Origin of the sequence: Vibrio paracholerae (assembly GCF_037672085.1) — a bacterium.
GTDB lineage: Bacteria > Pseudomonadota > Gammaproteobacteria > Enterobacterales > Vibrionaceae > Vibrio > Vibrio cholerae.
Genome location: NZ_JBBHLM010000002.1, coordinates 871679 through 887585, shown reverse-complemented (window position 1 = coordinate 887585; position 15907 = coordinate 871679). Strand labels below are relative to the sequence as shown.

Below are 15907 nucleotides of genomic sequence, written 5' to 3'. Positions count from 1 at the left end.
AGGCTAGAATGTCGAAATATGTCAAAAAGTGGTGGTGATCAGATGGAGTTAAAACACTTAATGGATTGGGTGATTCGCACCCCTGCCCTATTTCAAGCCAAAGCGCCTTTGGTCAGCAAAGCGCCATTTAGCAAAACAACACGAGAACAGTGGCCAGACTATCAGGGCAATCCACGATTAGGCTTTCTCTATCAACATCTTTGCGCTCAATTATTCACCGAAACGCCATTTTACAATGCGGTTTCAGAAGAAATTCAGCTCGTTAATGAAGGAAAAACCGTCGGTTCATTGGATTTTTTAGCTAAAAACCGTAAAACTGAACACTATGAACATTGGGAAGTGGCAGTCAAATTTTATCTGCTCCACCAAGGATGTTGGTACGGCCCCAATGCCGAAGATCGTTTGGATATCAAACTTGACCATATGCTCAACCACCAACTGCCGCTATCACAACATCCGCTGTTTATTGAACAACATCCACTCTGGGCTGGTGCATCACAGCATTTATTAATGCAGGGTCGTCTTTATACCAATCCATTTTCAGATGAGCCAATCCCGACCGATTGCCTTGGCTACCCGCTGAACACTAGCCAGATTCAAGGCTATTGGTGTTTCCAGCGTGAGCAGCACTTAATCGATGAACCTTTATATCAGCTTGAAAAGTCAGATTGGTTGACGGGACGGAAAGCAGACTCTGAACCTTATACAGAACACGCAGATGGGTTTGTGCATTGCCAATCTGAATCTGGGAAATTCTGGTTTATTGTGCCAAACCAGTGGCCACAGCGTTAAGAGACATAAAAAAGGGGCGATCTCATCGCCCCTGATTCATTTCATCACATTATAAACCTGCGTCTTTAAACACTTGGTTTACGATCTGCTGCGCTTCAGATTCAATTTGTTTTAAGTGCTCAGCTCCTTTGAAGCTCTCACAATAAATCTTATAGATATCTTCTGTGCCAGATGGACGAGCCGCAAACCAACCATAATCCGTAGTCACTTTGAGGCCGCCAATGGCTGCGCCATTACCCGGAGCATGAGTCAAGCGAGCCGTAATTGCATCTCCCGCTAGCGTTTGAGCCGACACCATTTCAGGAGACAGTTTCTTCAGCACATTCTTCTGTGGACCATTCGCCACGGCTTGAATACGGCTGTAATAAGAATCACCGTGTTTAGCTGCTAATTCATCATAATACTGTTGCGGATTTTTGCCGGTCACAGCGGTAATTTCCGCTGCCAGTAAGCACAAAATGATCCCATCTTTGTCGGTAGACCAAGGCGTGCCGTCTTGACGCAGGAAAGAGGCACCAGCACTCTCTTCACCGCCAAAACCAAAGCGGCCAGAGTAGAGTCCATCAACAAACCATTTGAAGCCCACTGGAACTTCACACAGTTCGCGGCCAAGATCGGCAACCACTTTATCAATCATCGCACTGGAAACCAGCGTTTTACCGACGGCAACATGACCCGCCCAACCTTGACGATGGCGGTACAGATAATCAATGCACACCGCGAGGAAGTGATTCGGATTCATCAAGCCTTTAGGGGTCACAATGCCGTGACGGTCATAGTCAGGATCGTTACCAAAAGCCAAGTCGTATTCATCTTTCAGGGCCAGCAAACCCGCCATGGCATATGGGGAAGAGCAATCCATACGGATCACGCCATCTTTATCTAATGACATGAATTGGAAGCTTGGATCAATGGCTTCGCTGACCAGCGTTAAATCGAGTTGGTAAGCGTTGCCAATTTGACGCCAGTAATCAATGCCGCTGCCACCCAGAGGATCGACCCCAATTTTGAGCTTGGCCTTTTGGATCGCCGCCATGTCAACCACATTGACCAGATCATCAACGTAAGGCTTAACCAAATCGACTTGCTTGAGCAACTCGGATTGTTTAGCCAACGCAATCGGCATGCGTTTTACACCAGCAAGCTGCTGACTGATGTAAGCATTGGCACGATCTTCAATCGCTTGGGTTAGCTCACCTTCTGCAGGACCACCGTGTGGTGGGTTGTATTTGATGCCACCATCTTGTGGTGGGTTGTGCGAAGGGGTAATCACAATACCGTCCGCTTTATCTGTATGCTTCAGGTTGTACGTTAAAATGGCGTGTGAAATGCCAGGGGTGGGAGTGTAGCCGTTGTTTTCTTGCACAATCACTTCAATGCCATTGGCAATCAACACTTCCAGAACACTACTGAATGCAGGTTCAGACAGCGCATGAGTATCTTTGCCAATAAAGATTGGGCCAGTCACACCATGCTCATGGCGCACATCCGCTACCGCTTGCGCAATCGCAAGAATATGATGCTCATTAAAGGTAGTTTTATCGGCCGTACCTCGGTGTCCCGACGTACCAAATTCAACTTTATGCGCCGTATTGCCAGCTTCAGGCTGGAGTAGGTAGTAATTTGCAACTAGCGCAGGGATATTATGGAGATCCTCTTGTCGCGCCTTTTGTCCAGCACGAGGGTGCATAGCCATAGTGACATCCTTTCTTTAAATTTCACATAAAATAAAACCTCATAATAGCGGTGTAGCACTACGCATTATGAGGCTTGAATCAGAATTTTGGGCTGTAATCAGCAAAAATCAAATGGAATGGGTAACTTTCTCAATAATGTCGCTTGGGAAGCCCATGCGCACCATCACCTGTTCAACCATCTGTTGCTTGCGGCTAGTGTTGTTGTTGGTGATCACCCAAAACGGCGTATTTGGGATCGCCTTAGGTTTGGTTGTTTGCCCGCTGGCAAGCAACGTTTGTTCGTTATCAGCAAAGTAAACGCGCTTACGACCTTTGACCATAGTCGCTTCAGAAAAGCTCGCAGAGTCGATGCGATGAAGAGTAGACAGAATCAGCATGAAGCGATCGATCGCATTTTTTAGCCCGGCAAATTCATCGGAAATCAGCAGTGAACGCATCGCTTTAACACCATCAATTTTGGTATCGAAAGCGGCATCTTTGCTTACAACTATCCCTTTCGGCTCAGCAGCAGGCGCAGCAGTGGCTAATTCACCATCTACATTGAGAAGACGACGCAAAATATCGGAGGCACTTTCACCAATATGCAAAGTCTGACTCGCAATGTAACGGTATAGATCCTCATCAACCTCAATTGTTTTCATTCGCTTTTCACAATCTCTATGTTTAAACTTTCGGGGATTATAGCGAGATCTTGACTGAGACTCTACGTTAAACCAATCACTAATAAGATAAAATGTCAGCACTTCTTAACTACAAACTTGAAGGCAGCGGTGAGACCGTTGTTTTGATCCATGGCTTATTTGGTAGCTTGGATAATCTTGGCTTGCTTGCGCGCGATCTGAAAAACGATCACCAAGTACTGAGCTTGGATCTGCGTAACCACGGGCTCTCTTTCCACAGTGATGAGCACAATTACGCGTTGATGGCACAAGACGTAAACCAGTTGCTTGAACACCTCAACCTCACTTCGGTAGTGGTGATCGGTCACTCGATGGGTGGTAAAGTGGCCATGAAATTAGCCGATATTGCCGCAGAAAAAATCCGTCAATTAGTGGTGCTGGACATGTCACCTGTCGCGTATAGCCAACGGCGTCACGACAATGTGTTTGCTGGACTCGAAGCGGTGTTAGCGCAAAAGCCCACCTCACGCAGTGAAGTAATGGCAATTTTAGCGCAACATATTGAGCAAGAAGGCGTTAGACAATTTCTCGGCAAATCTTTAATGTCGGAACAGAACGTGATGACATGGCGCTTCAATGTTGCGGCACTCAAAGCACATTATGCAGAGATTTTAGGCTGGGATATTATCGCCAAATGCCGGATTCCAACCTTATTTATTAAAGGGGCAGATTCGGATTATCTGACCACACAACATCAGCCCATGGTTCAAGCCCAGTTTAGCCAAGCCAAAGCTCATGTGATCGCAAACACGGGACACTGGCTGCACGCGGAAAAACCCGCTGAAGTTTTACGTGCAATCCGTAAATTTATTGATGTGCCCGTTTAAGGCAATCAAGTGTGAATTGAGAAACACTACGCACATTAACTTTGTCAGATAACAGTGGTATAGTGCGCGCAAGCAATTTGGCATAAAGGAATATCATGCTTTACGACTACATGAACATGTTGGAGTCTGTAGGACTCGATCTGCTGTTTGCCTCAATCTTCTTCTTGATCGGCATGGCGATTAAAGATGTGTTGAAACAAGGTAATGTTCCCCCTTTCGGGCGTCGTATTGTGTGGTTGGTTCTCTTTTTAGGGTGCGCAGGCTTTGTCGCCAAAGGCATAATTCAATTGACTTGGGAAGGCAGTGGACTAGGTTAAGCTCCGCAAGGCTTCGCGACTCTTTAACATTCTAAAGGTAATGATTCTATGGCAAGTGTAGGTATCTTCTTTGGCAGCGACACCGGCAACACCGAAGCTATTGCAAAGATGATTCAAAAACAACTCGGTAAAAAACTGGTTCACGTACAAGATATTGCCAAAAGCAGCAAAGAAGACATCAATAACTTCGACCTGCTGTTGCTGGGTATCCCGACTTGGTACTACGGTGAAGCACAGTGCGACTGGGACGACTTTTTCCCTGAGCTAGAAGCCATTGATTTTTCAACTAAGCTTGTTGCCATTTTTGGTTGTGGTGACCAAGAAGATTACGCAGAGTACTTCTGCGATGCGATGGGCACCGTACGTGACATCATTCAAGCGAAAGGCGCAACCATTGTCGGCCACTGGCCAACGGAAGGTTACGAATTTGAAGCTTCTAAAGCCCTAGTGGATGAAAATCACTTCGTCGGTCTGTGTATCGATGAAGATCGCCAGCCAGAGCTAACTGAGCAACGCGTGACCAAATGGGTTAACCAAGTTTATGAAGAGATGTGTCTCGCTGAACTTGAAGACTAATTTGCAGAGTCAAAATAAAAAATCCCCTGCCCAGCAGGGGATTTTTTATTAGGGGAGTTTCAATCTCTGCCTATCACCAAAACCAGCGCCCAATCCAAGGGGCCATCACCACAGTTACCATGCCCGCCAACATCATCACTACGCTGGACACCACACCCTCTGAATTACCGATTTGATAGGCTTTAGCCGTGCCAGCACCATGAGCTGATGCCCCTAAACTAGCTCCTTTTCCTAAGCGAGAACGAATAGAAAGCACGGTGAGAATTATCTCACCAACGGCCATGCCAATGACCCCTGTCAGTACCACAAACAGCGCGGTTAGATCACTTTGTCCACCAATCGATTTCGTCGCTTCTACCGCAAAAGGGGTGGTAATAGAACGCATGGCAAGGCTGCGTTGCAGCAATTCAGGAAGGTTGAGCCAACGCGCCAACAACACCGTACTTGAGATAGCCACCAGCACCGATACCACGACACCAACGGATAGGGATAACCAGTGCTGACGCAATAACGCCCGGTTATCGTAAACCGGAACGGCAAAAGCGACGGTTGCAGGGCCCAGTAACCACAATAGCCAATGGGCATCAGCCATATAAGCTTGGTAAGGAATATGAAACATCATCACCACGATGACGAGCAGCAATGGCGCGAGTAACAGCGGCATCAGCAACAAACTGCGTTTACGTCGATAAAGAAATTTACTCGCATAGTAAAACAGTAACGTGAGCAGGAAACAGAAAAGGCTGAGTAATGAAGTCGACATATGTTCTACTTCTCCACACTGCGCGCCAGCGCTATCTGGCGACGTTTACGTCTCGCTAAAACCAGCTCAACTCGATGCATTTTATCGACGACCCAAGCCGTCGATGCGATCACCAAGATGGTGCTGGCCACTAAAACCACAGCAATTTTAATCCCCTCTTGGCGCATTAAGTCTTGGTAATTCACCACCGCCACGACAGCCGGAACAAAAAACAGCAACATTTCAGCCAGCAACCAGCTCGCCCCGCGCCGAAACCACTCGACATTTACCACTTTGAGCATGACCAGCAACAACAAAATCAGCATTCCCGTTAAATTGGCGGGTAACGGCAGGTGAAACTGATTGACCAACCAATCGGAGAAAAACCAAATCAGTGAAAGTGCCGCCACTTGAACGGCAATCAGTAGGCTATGCTTGAACTGAAAAGTACGCGTAACGTTTTGCATTAAGGTTGCCTAGACAAAGTGGGAACTGGGTCACATTGTATTCCGGGCGATTACCAGCATAAAATGACTTAAATTTATTTAATTCATGCCATTTAGGCATACAAAGAGACTTTTGATGGATATCCGCGCCCTACGCTACTTCGTTGAACTGGTTAACCAGCAGAGTTTTACCAAAGCCTCTGAGCGCCTGTTTGTGACTCAGCCAACCATCAGCAAGATGATCCGTAATTTGGAGCAGGAGTTAGAACAGCCCCTTCTACATCGTGAAGGACGACGCTTCTGGCTGACTGAAGCTGGAGAGATTGTCTATCAAAGAGCACAGCAGATCTTAACCCAAATGCAGCAACTGGAAGCGGAACTCACGGATTTAAACCAACTGCAGCGCGGCCATTTGCGTTTAGGCATCCCGCCCATGGTGGGGCATGTTTACGCACGGTTATTTCGTCAATATCGTCAAACGTACCCTAACGTCGAATTAACGGTGGTGGAGTACGGCGGACGTAAGATAGAACAAGCGATCTTAGACGGTGATATTGATGTGGCCGTGACCATGCTTTCCCCTAATCAGCATCCCGATCTCAATACGGTTGCCCTCGATCACTATCCAATTTTTGCCGTGGTCCCCGATATTCCTCGCTGGCGATCACTCACCACACTCACTTGGGCGCAGATCAGCCAAGAGCCTTTCTATCTGTTTACCCATGAATTTACTCTAAGTGACCACATTCATACCTGCTGCCAAGCGGCGGGCTATACGCCACAAGTCGCCGCGCGCAGTAGCCAGTGGGATTTTTTGGTGGCATTAGTCAAAAGCGGGGTTGGCGTGTGCTTTCTTCCAGCTCCACTTTGTCAAAGGATTCAAGGGGATGGCGTATTAATCTACCCCATCACACCGGCTATAGACTGGCGTTTGGGCGTGGTTTGGCATCGCGAACGTTATGTTTCAAAAACCGCCGAAGCTTGGATTGCGTTGTGCCGACGCCAAAACCGATAAAGGTTACTCAATACACTCGCTGACACTTTCGCGGTATTGCGGTTTTTTACGCACGTAAAGCTTGCGCTGCACCTCCGAAACCACTTCGCCACGAGCGTTTTTGACATGCACAATAAATTCAGGGAAGCATTTATCGCCTTCCGCTGTGGACGCTAAGATCCAATCCAGCATCTCTTGGGTGATACGAAATTCGGCGAAGAGATCCGTATCGCCCGGTTTAATGAAGTTAACGCTCGCTTCTTTATCCCATACGTAATAACGCTGCCCCAATATGCCCATCAGTATCAAGGCATAAACGGGATCCGTCAGTGAGAAAATGCTGCCTCCGTATTGAGTCCGGTTGGCGTTTTTATTCCACCAGCGCAATTTCAAGCGGATGCGAACTTCGCGAAAATCCGCACTGATCGATTCGATATGGATCCCAGCACCCCAAAATGGAGGCCAAGAGTTTAGTGCCCACTTCACAATATTCGGTTGATAAAGCTTAGAGAGTGTTTTATTCATACCCTGAGTGCCCTAGACTTCGTGTAAGGCAGCAGTAATCAATGCATCATGGTTGCTGCCTAATAATGATGCTATCGTTGTTAAATTATTGTAACTGGTAAGAGCACTTTGTTCAGTGATTTGCCTCGACTTTGCAGGTTTCCCATTAACCTCTTGAAGTTCGTGGTTTATTGTTCGCGGTGACTCACCTATAATGCAAAGCAACATTGACTTCTGTTATACCCAAACGAATTGAGATGCAGGTAGACGGCAAGTGAGTGATCCCCACTACAGCAACGGTTGAGGTGGGTTTGACAACGCAGCCAATACGATTGCCATTTCATGTAGAACGGATGTATCACTGCAGAACATCAACAGGAAAGTATATGTCAGACAATAACCAAGCGCTAAAGGATGCTGGTCTTAAAGTTACCCTCCCACGGCTTAAGATTTTAGAAGTTTTACAACAGCCAGAGTGCCAACATATTAGTGCTGAAGAGCTGTACAAAAAGTTGATTGATCTCGGCGAAGAGATTGGTCTTGCCACAGTGTACCGTGTTCTCAACCAATTTGATGATGCTGGTATCGTGACTCGTCACCATTTTGAAGGCGGCAAGTCAGTATTTGAGCTTTCAACTCAGCATCACCATGACCACCTAGTCTGTTTAGATTGTGGCGAAGTCATCGAGTTTTCTGACGATGTGATTGAACAGCGTCAAAAAGAGATCGCGGCGAAATACAATGTGCAACTGACTAACCACAGCCTCTATTTGTACGGCAAATGTGGCAGTGAGGGTAGCTGCAAAGACAATCCTAACGCTCACAAGCCGAAGAAATAACCATAGGCTTTACGCTCTGTAAACCGAACCTGATAGTAAAAACCCACCGAATGGTGGGTTTTTTATAACTTAATGAAAAGCTTAGAAGTAATCGCGTACGAGCAGCTCTGCAATTTGCACCGCATTGGTGGCAGCGCCTTTACGCACGTTATCCGCCACTACCCACAAGTTGATTCCACTATGGTGGCTAATGTCATTTCGTACACGCCCAACCAACACATGGTCTTTACCGCCGGCATCACGCACTTGCGTTGGAAAATCCGCACCGCGGAACAGCTCAATACCATCGGTTTGCTCTAGCATATCCATCACTTGCTCAGCATCAATTGGCGCGCGAGTTTCCACGTGTACGGCTTCCGCATGACCGTAGAATACCGGTACACGTACGCACGTTGGGTTGACCATGATCGAAGGATCATTGAAGATTTTCTGGGTTTCCCACACCATCTTCATCTCTTCTTTGGTGTAACCGTTGTCCATAAACTGATCGATTTGTGGAATACAGTTAAACGCGATCTGCTGACTAAATGCTTGTGTTTCCGCAGGATAGCCATTGAGCAGTTTAGCGGTTTGTCCTGCTAACTCATCAATCCCTGCTTTCCCAGCACCTGAGACCGATTGATAAGTCGTCACGTTAATACGTTCAATCCCCACCGCATCGTAAATCGGCTTTAGCGCGACAAGCATCTGAATGGTTGAGCAGTTTGGGTTAGCAATAATATTGCGGTTACGAAATTCGGCAATCGCCTCTGGGTTCACTTCAGGTACCACAAGAGGAATGTCGAAGTCGTAACGGAAGTGTGAAGTGTTGTCGATCACCACGACACCTGCTTCTGCGGCAATCGGAGCCCACTTGGCAGAAAGCTCACCACCGGCAGAAAACAGCGCAATATGTACTTGCGACCAGTCAAACTCTTCGACATTTTGCACACGCACGGTTTTACCGTTGAAGCGATAGGTTTTTCCCTCACTGCGCTCACTGGCCAGCAGGAAAAGTTCATCCACAGGAAACTCACGCTCCTGCAGTACTTCCAACATGGTTTCGCCTACAGCGCCGGTTGCGCCAAAAATGGCAACATTAAATTGTTGGCTCATCACATACCTCTACTTGAAAACCGAGTTTAGCCAAAGGAGCCAAGTGGCAATCAGCGCCTCCAGCTAGTGTCACCGCGCTGTATTCACGTCTATCCCAGTAGTGTTTGCGCATTAAGTCAAACGCTCCGGGTTGGTGAATCTCGCGGCGAAACTGTGCGTCATCTTTACGCACATCATAAATAATTTGAGTTAGCGTACGCAGTGTTTCCTCGTCCCACGCTCGCTCTAGATAAACTTTGGGCACAGGCGCTTTGGGTAACAAGCTTGCAGGGTTTGCACAGTGTGCACTGCCAAGAAACTCGCAGTAGCTATTGAAAATCATGGTGGTACCACGAGCCTTACCTTCTAGGCCATAACCTGCAATATGCGGAGTGGCAAATGCGAGCAGCGGTAGCAATTCCATATCCACTTGCGGTTCAAACTCAAACACGTCTAACACGGCGGTAAAACCATCGCCTTTCTGTAAACGCGCTTTCAGCGCCGCGTTATCCACCACAGGACCACGCGCCGCATTAATTAAAATCTGGTCACTGCGCAGTTGCTCAAGAATTGCCGCATCAATCAGATGATGGGTTGGCCACTCACCGCCACGGGTAATCGGCGTATGCAGGGTGATGACATCCGCTTGTTTAAGTAAGGTTTCCAGCTCGGTAAATTCTCGCTCATCACCTTGCGCTTGCTTAGGCGGATCATTGAGCAGCACTTTCATGCCAATGCCAGAAAGACACTTCGCAAGATAGCTACCCACTTGGCCAGCACCGATGATGCCTACCGTTTTATCGAAAACCGAGAACCCTTGCTGCTGCGCAAGCACCATGAGAACGCTGAACACGTATTCCGCAACACCGACTTTGTTACAGCCAGGAGCCGCCGTGAAGAAGATGCCACGCTCTCTTAACAGAGCTTGGTCAACATGGTCCATACCCGCAGTCGCGGTACCCACGAACTTCAAGCGATTCGCTTTAGCAAGGAGAGCTTCATTGACTTTAGTGACTGAGCGAATCATTAAAGCATCGACATCAATCAGATCATCTGCGGTTAAGGTACGGCCGGGTTTTAAGATCACTTCGCCAAGCTGACTAAACAGCGCTTGAGCGTAAGGCATGTTCTCATCAATCAGAATTTTCATAGTGGGAATTTGCGGCAATCAAAGTTGCAGGCATTGTGCAGAAAAGCACGGAGGCTGTCGAGAATAAAAATACCCGACGACCTAAGCCGCCGGGCAAACATCCAGAACAAAAGGATCCTATCCCGCTCTCCATGGGACAGAGTCTGCGTCTGTTCGATTAGCGAAACTAATCTGTTCTGGAAACTGTGTTGGATCTGGTGCGCTTAACCTTGGTATTTTTTGATAACCAAAGTGGCGTTCGTGCCACCAAAACCAAAACTGTTAGACATCACAGTCGTCAGCTCTTGCTCACGCAGTTCCGTCACAATATCCAGACCTTGCGCCGCTTCATCCAAGGTATCAATGTTAATACTTGGAGCGATAAAGCCGTGGTGCAGCATCAGTGTTGAGTAAATGGCTTCATGCACCCCCGCAGCGCCCAATGCGTGACCGGTCATCGCTTTGGTTGCAGAAATCGCTGGGCTATTACCGCCAAACACTTCTTGGATTGCACCCAGCTCTTTCACATCGCCGACAGGGGTTGATGTGCCGTGGGTGTTGATGTAATCAATCTTATCCACGCCTTGCATCGCCATTTTCATACAACGAATTGCGCCTTCACCCGATGGAGCAACCATGTCGTAGCCATCGGAAGTCGCGCCATAACCGACGATTTCACCGTAAATTTTTGCGCCGCGCGCCAGAGCGTGTTCCAACTCTTCAACCACCACCATGCCGCCGCCGCCAGAGATCACGAAACCATCACGATCGGCATCGTAAGTGCGTGACGCTTTTTCTGGTGTTTCGTTGTATTTGGTGGATAGTGCGCCCATCGCATCAAACATCATGGTTTGTGACCAGTACAGCTCTTCACCACCACCGGCAAACACGATGTCTTGCTTACCCAGTTGGATAAGCTCAACCGCGTTACCAATACAGTGCGCCGAAGTCGCGCAAGCTGAGCTGATTGAGTAGTTCACACCGCGAATTTTAAATGGCGTAGCCAAACACGCAGAAACGGTAGAAGACATGGTACGAGGCACCATATAAGGACCCACGCGTTTGACGCCTTTTTCACGCTGAGTATCGACTGCGATAACTTGGTTTTCAGAAGACGCGCCACCAGAGCCAGCAACGATACCCGTACGGTCGTTCGACACTTGCTCAGGGGTTAAACCCGCATCAGCAATCGCTTGTTCAAGAGATAGGTATGCATACGCAGCCGCATCACCCATAAAGCGCATCTGCTTACGATCGATATGTTCTTCTGGATTGATTTTTAAATCGCCCCAAACCTGTGAACGCAAACCATGCTCTTTAAACTGTTCAGAGGCGGTGATGCCTGACTTGCCAGCTTTTAGTGAGGCCAAAACTTCTTCGACGTTGTTACCGATACTCGAAATAATACCCATACCGGTGATGACGACTCGTTTCATGTAACATTCCTATTATGTAAATTTGGCTAGATGATATCGAAGAAGGATAACAGAAGTGGTCAGCTTTCCCATAAATTCGTACAATCTCGAGCCATATTCAGCCTGATTTCATAGAATTTGTTCATTATGTCATCCATTTCACACGCCCAGCTTGGCTGGAACGACGCAGGAACCCCCGTCTCCGATCAATTTGACGATGTTTATTTCTCTAACGTCAATGGTCTGGCTGAGACGCGCTATGTGTTCCTTGAGCAGAATCATCTCCCACAAAGATGGCACAACGATGACCAAAGACGATTTGTGATTGCAGAAACCGGCTTCGGTACTGGCCTGAATTTTCTGGCGGTGTGGCAAGCGTTTGTCGCGTTTCGTGAAGCCAATCCCGATGCCAAACTCAAAGAGCTGCATTTCATCAGTTTTGAAAAATACCCGCTCAGTAAAAGCGATTTAATTCAAGCGCATCAAGCGTGGCCGGAACTGGCGCAATTCGCGCAAAAACTGCATAAGCACTACCCGTTAGCCATTCCAGAGTGTCAGCGGATTGTGTTGGATGATGGGCTCATCACGCTCGATCTCTGGTTTGGGGATATCAAAGACTGCCTGCCGAAAGTCGCAACACAAGAGCAAGGCTTAGTGGATGCATGGTTCCTCGATGGTTTTGCTCCCAGCAAAAACCCCGAAATGTGGAATCAAGACCTGTTTGCAGGTATGGCGAAACTGGCGAAACATGGCTGTACCTGCGCCACCTTTACTTCGGCTGGCTTTGTCCGCCGCGGCTTGATTGACGCGGGTTTTGCGATGAAAAAGGTTAAAGGCTTTGGCACTAAGCGTGAAATGATCGCTGGCAGTCTGAGTGAAAAAGTACCTTACACCAATATCGCACCCGAATTTCGTTTTGAGACCACTCACGGCTTACAAGAGGTGGCCATCATCGGCGGCGGTATCGCCAGTGCCACGCTAGCGACAACCTTAGCCAGACGCGGTGTTGCCGTCACTCTTTACTGCGCCGATGAGAAACCGGCGCAAGGCGCATCCGGTAACCGACAAGGTGCGGTCTATCCGCTACTCAGTGGCGATCACAACGCGGTTTCACGAGTGTTTGCGCCTGCCTTTCTGTTTGTCCGCCAATGGATTGAACAAGCGGCGGAGCAGATAAACTTTGACCACGATTGGTGCGGCGTGACTCAATTAATGTGGGATGAAAAAGCCACGCACAAACTCAAGAGCATGCTTGAGGGGGATTTCCCAACACAATTAGTGCATGGTTTATCCGCAGAGCAAACCAACCAACAAGTCGGCGTGCCAGTGGATAAAGCCAGTGTGCATTATCCGCTCGGAGGCTGGCTCTGCCCTGCAGAGCTGACTCAGGGCTTAATCCATCTTTTAGCGCAGCAGGGCAAGCTCACTGCGCATTATCAGACTCCGATTGATGCATTGACTTGGCAGCCAGAGACTCAACTGTGGCAACTGCGCAGTGGCGACACACTCATGTCACATCAGTGTGTGGTGATTGCCAGTGGCCATCAATTTGACAGCCTGTCACAAACCGCAGAGTTACCACTTGGCAAAGTGAAAGGCCAAGTGAGCCACATCCCGACCACAGAGACGCTGAGCAAAATCAACAGCGTACTTTGCTACGATGGCTATATGACTCCCGTTAGCCAACAAAATGGGTATCACTGTATTGGGGCAAGTTATGATCGCCAGCACCTTGATGCGACTTTTGATCCGCAAGCACAACGCGAAAATGTGCAAAAACTGATTCACTGCTTGCCTGAGCAAACTTGGCCATTAGAAGTGGATATCAGCGGCAATCAATCACGCCAAGGCGTGCGCTGTGTGAGTCGCGATCATCTGCCTTTTGTCGGTAATGTCGGCGAATTTTCGAAAATCACCGAGCAATATCGCGATTTAGCCCAGCAGCAAGAAGTCGAGCCAATCGCGCTCTATCCGCAACTTTATGCGTTGGTCGGGCTTGGCTCACGCGGTTTAAGTAGCGCGCCGCTGATGGCAGAACTTCTCGCTTCGCAAATGTGTGGCGACCCCATGCCACTAGGCGTAGATTTGCTCGAACAGTTACACCCTAGTCGGATGTGGGTTCGAAAGCTACGTAAAGGCAAGGCGCTCACACAAAAAGTCTGATAAAGGCAATCAACGCCGATCAAAAAAGCCTCGCAGTGCGAGGCTTTAGACATTTAGGACTTAATGGACAATTTTTCTTAGGCAGAGAGCTTAGCCACCGCCGCTTTCAGCTCAGCAACAATCTCAGGCTTGGTCACAACCCCTTGCTCGATATCGAAGTTATCGTAGAAGCTAGGCACCGAAACGGAAGCTTTCACATTTCCACCAAAGAAAGGCGCTGAAGCAGTTGCCGCGGCAAGCACTGACTGTGCACCACCTGGGCCTGGAGAAGTAGACAGGTACACCGCTGGCTTATCACCAAACAGAGCACGATTGATACGAGTTACCCAATCGAACAGGTTTTTGTACGCAGCAGGGTAGTGACCATTGTGCTCAGCAAACGAAATCACGAAAGCATCTGCTTGTGCAAGATCGCGTAAAAAGGCTTGGGCTCCTTCCGCTTGACCGATCTCTTTTTCCAGATCTTCGCTGAACATAGGCACAGAGTAATCATTGATATTCAGTACTTGTACCTGTGCGCCATCGACAAGATTGGCAGTAAAAGTGGCAAGCGCTTGGTTGATCGAAGTTGAACTGGTGCTGGCACCGAAGGCAATAATTTTCATGGTGGTTTCCCCTGACTAATGTTAAAGCAAGATTAGTCGGGAAATGGATGTGCAACAATCCTGATTTTTTTACTTAGTTGTTCAGAAAGTTTGAACAACTGACTTTTAGCACTGGAGAGAGGAGCGAAAACGTGGGGAAATCGCGAAAGCCTTGCCCTACTGCTTGCCCTACTGATAGTGGCTTTCGCGATCAAACTGGATAGTTTGGTTACGCCTGCGCAGCCAGCTGTTGCCAAAGCTCAGCCACAATCGCGCGGTCGGCAGGGCTTAACTCTGAGCGGGCCGCATCCAAACTTTGTTCAATACGCTGCTTGAAAATCGTGAGATCGGTAACGCCCTCTTCCTCACACTGTGCCGCAGAAAGTGAAATGTGACCACGCAAATAGCCACCCGCAAACAGCTCATCACTGGACGCGTTAACGACTTGTGCATCAATCAGATCCAGCAGTTTCTCTTCAAATTCAATAATCATCAGCTTCTCGTTAATGGATAAATGGTTTTCACCTAGGGTTATTTAACCGCAAAGTGTTCAGGCTGCAAGGCGGGCGTTTGGTAAAAAGCGCGTAACGCCTCCGACAACATCTTCACTCGCTGCGGTAAACCTTGTTCAAGAATCTTGAGCACTTCACTGTGTACCTTGCTCATAAAAGCCAAACGGTCTGGCTCAAAATCACCGTTGAGGTTGTCACAACTTACGGTAAAGGGAAAGCCTGCGCTTATGGCTAAAATCCACTCATAAGCTTGCGGACGAATTTCCACTTTTTCAAATTCCGCCTGCACTTGTGCGGTACGACCATCCGGTTCATACCAGTAACCAAAATCTTCAAGCAGACGCCGTTGCGGCCCAGCCACACACCAGTGAGCGATTTCATGCAAAGCGGAAGCATAAAAGCCACGAGCAAAAATAATCCGGTGGTAACTGACTCGTTCATCCGCCGGTAAATAAATGGGCTCATCGCCGCCCAACTCCAGCTTGGTGTGGTAATCGGCGTAAAACGTCTGATTGAAAATATCAATGAGGTCTTGGTATTGATGGTTCATAGTGCATAGTCAATATGGGTGACGGCGTGCATTCTGGAGATTTTTTCTCATCGGGTAAAGTGCTAA

Annotated in this window: 18 protein-coding genes; 7 read left to right on the top strand and 11 right to left on the bottom strand. The window is 48.1% G+C overall.

The genetic code is table 11. The features are described 5' to 3' along the window. The first annotated feature begins 18 nt into the window (after window positions 1-18). Entirely contained in the window at window positions 19-792 is a 774-nt protein-coding gene (locus R4537_RS09475) for a DUF1853 family protein (RefSeq protein ID WP_029627414.1), read from the top strand. A 49-nt stretch (window positions 793-841) separates the two neighbouring features. On the opposite strand, the gene pgm is transcribed toward R4537_RS09475, so the two are convergent. Further along, entirely contained in the window at window positions 842-2488 is a 1647-nt protein-coding gene (pgm, locus tag R4537_RS09470) for a phosphoglucomutase (alpha-D-glucose-1,6-bisphosphate-dependent) (RefSeq protein ID WP_001240731.1), read from the bottom strand. Window positions 2489-2596: 108 nt separating this feature from the next. After that, window positions 2597-3130 carry a replication initiation negative regulator SeqA gene (gene seqA / locus R4537_RS09465; RefSeq protein ID WP_000848402.1) on the bottom strand — a complete coding sequence of 178 codons (534 nt, stop codon included), beginning with the start codon at window positions 3128-3130 and terminating at the stop codon, window positions 2597-2599. 92 nt (window positions 3131-3222) lie between these two features. Here seqA and R4537_RS09460 point away from each other — a divergent pair, with 92 nt between their 5' ends. The 3 genes from R4537_RS09460 (at window position 3223) to fldA (ending at window position 4889) form a co-directional block, all read left to right on the top strand. Further along, window positions 3223-3996 (top strand): alpha/beta fold hydrolase, encoded by a 774-nt coding sequence (locus tag R4537_RS09460; RefSeq protein ID WP_071177864.1) that lies wholly within the window; start codon window positions 3223-3225, stop codon window positions 3994-3996. A 95-nt stretch (window positions 3997-4091) separates the two neighbouring features. Next, the gene (locus R4537_RS09455; protein ID WP_000965050.1) at window positions 4092-4313 is read left to right on the top strand and encodes a DUF2788 domain-containing protein; all 222 of its coding nucleotides are present in this window, start codon (window positions 4092-4094) and stop codon (window positions 4311-4313) included. 48 nt (window positions 4314-4361) lie between these two features. Next, entirely contained in the window at window positions 4362-4889 is a 528-nt protein-coding gene (fldA, locus tag R4537_RS09450) for a flavodoxin FldA (protein ID WP_000179037.1), read from the top strand. A gap of 73 nt (window positions 4890-4962) precedes the next feature. Here the strand turns inward: fldA and R4537_RS09445 are convergent, their stop codons facing one another. Together R4537_RS09445 and R4537_RS09440 are read right to left on the bottom strand one after the other, a co-directional pair. Next, on the bottom strand, window positions 4963-5652 hold the full coding sequence (locus tag R4537_RS09445; protein WP_071177865.1) for an LrgB family protein: 690 nt from the start codon (window positions 5650-5652) through the stop codon (window positions 4963-4965). A 5-nt stretch (window positions 5653-5657) separates the two neighbouring features. After that, on the bottom strand, window positions 5658-6098 hold the full coding sequence (locus R4537_RS09440; RefSeq protein ID WP_060780298.1) for a CidA/LrgA family protein: 441 nt from the start codon (window positions 6096-6098) through the stop codon (window positions 5658-5660). Window positions 6099-6213: 115 nt separating this feature from the next. Here R4537_RS09440 and R4537_RS09435 point away from each other — a divergent pair, with 115 nt between their 5' ends. Continuing rightward, window positions 6214-7092, top strand: a complete 879-nt coding sequence (locus tag R4537_RS09435; RefSeq protein ID WP_002156896.1) for a LysR family transcriptional regulator — start codon at window positions 6214-6216, stop codon at window positions 7090-7092. Between the two features lie 3 nt (window positions 7093-7095). Here the strand turns inward: R4537_RS09435 and R4537_RS09430 are convergent, their stop codons facing one another. Then, window positions 7096-7596 carry a DUF4442 domain-containing protein gene (locus R4537_RS09430; RefSeq protein WP_071177866.1) on the bottom strand — a complete coding sequence of 167 codons (501 nt, stop codon included), beginning with the start codon at window positions 7594-7596 and terminating at the stop codon, window positions 7096-7098. 365 nt (window positions 7597-7961) lie between these two features. Here R4537_RS09430 and fcrX point away from each other — a divergent pair, with 365 nt between their 5' ends. Beyond that, on the top strand, window positions 7962-8414 hold the full coding sequence (gene fcrX / locus R4537_RS09425) for a ferric iron uptake transcriptional regulator FcrX (RefSeq protein ID WP_001282827.1): 453 nt from the start codon (window positions 7962-7964) through the stop codon (window positions 8412-8414). Window positions 8415-8495: 81 nt separating this feature from the next. Here the strand turns inward: fcrX and R4537_RS09420 are convergent, their stop codons facing one another. The 3 genes from R4537_RS09420 to fabB all read right to left on the bottom strand — a co-directional run bounded on the left by R4537_RS09420 (window position 8496) and on the right by fabB (window position 12053). After that, window positions 8496-9509 carry an aspartate-semialdehyde dehydrogenase gene (locus R4537_RS09420; protein WP_000082624.1) on the bottom strand — a complete coding sequence of 338 codons (1014 nt, stop codon included), beginning with the start codon at window positions 9507-9509 and terminating at the stop codon, window positions 8496-8498. Further along, the gene (locus R4537_RS09415) at window positions 9493-10638 is read right to left on the bottom strand and encodes a 4-phosphoerythronate dehydrogenase (protein WP_000697490.1); all 1146 of its coding nucleotides are present in this window, start codon (window positions 10636-10638) and stop codon (window positions 9493-9495) included. The genes R4537_RS09420 and R4537_RS09415 overlap by 17 nt, the downstream gene beginning before the upstream one ends. Before the next feature lie 203 nt (window positions 10639-10841). Next, on the bottom strand, window positions 10842-12053 hold the full coding sequence (fabB, locus tag R4537_RS09410; RefSeq protein WP_000832701.1) for a beta-ketoacyl-ACP synthase I: 1212 nt from the start codon (window positions 12051-12053) through the stop codon (window positions 10842-10844). 126 nt (window positions 12054-12179) lie between these two features. On the opposite strand from fabB, the gene mnmC reads away from it, so the two are divergent. After that, the gene (gene mnmC, locus R4537_RS09405; RefSeq protein ID WP_071177867.1) at window positions 12180-14195 is read left to right on the top strand and encodes a bifunctional tRNA (5-methylaminomethyl-2-thiouridine)(34)-methyltransferase MnmC2/FAD-dependent 5-carboxymethylaminomethyl-2-thiouridine(34) oxidoreductase MnmC1; all 2016 of its coding nucleotides are present in this window, start codon (window positions 12180-12182) and stop codon (window positions 14193-14195) included. 77 nt (window positions 14196-14272) lie between these two features. On the opposite strand, the gene R4537_RS09400 is transcribed toward mnmC, so the two are convergent. From R4537_RS09400 to R4537_RS09390, 3 genes are all read right to left on the bottom strand, one after another. After that, window positions 14273-14800, bottom strand: a complete 528-nt coding sequence (locus R4537_RS09400) for an NADPH-dependent FMN reductase (protein ID WP_071177868.1) — start codon at window positions 14798-14800, stop codon at window positions 14273-14275. Window positions 14801-15008: 208 nt separating this feature from the next. Then, window positions 15009-15272 (bottom strand): YfcL family protein, encoded by a 264-nt coding sequence (locus R4537_RS09395; RefSeq protein ID WP_071177869.1) that lies wholly within the window; start codon window positions 15270-15272, stop codon window positions 15009-15011. Window positions 15273-15310: 38 nt separating this feature from the next. After that, window positions 15311-15841 carry an elongation factor P hydroxylase gene (locus R4537_RS09390; protein WP_071177870.1) on the bottom strand — a complete coding sequence of 177 codons (531 nt, stop codon included), beginning with the start codon at window positions 15839-15841 and terminating at the stop codon, window positions 15311-15313. Window positions 15842-15907: the final 66 nt, after the last annotated feature.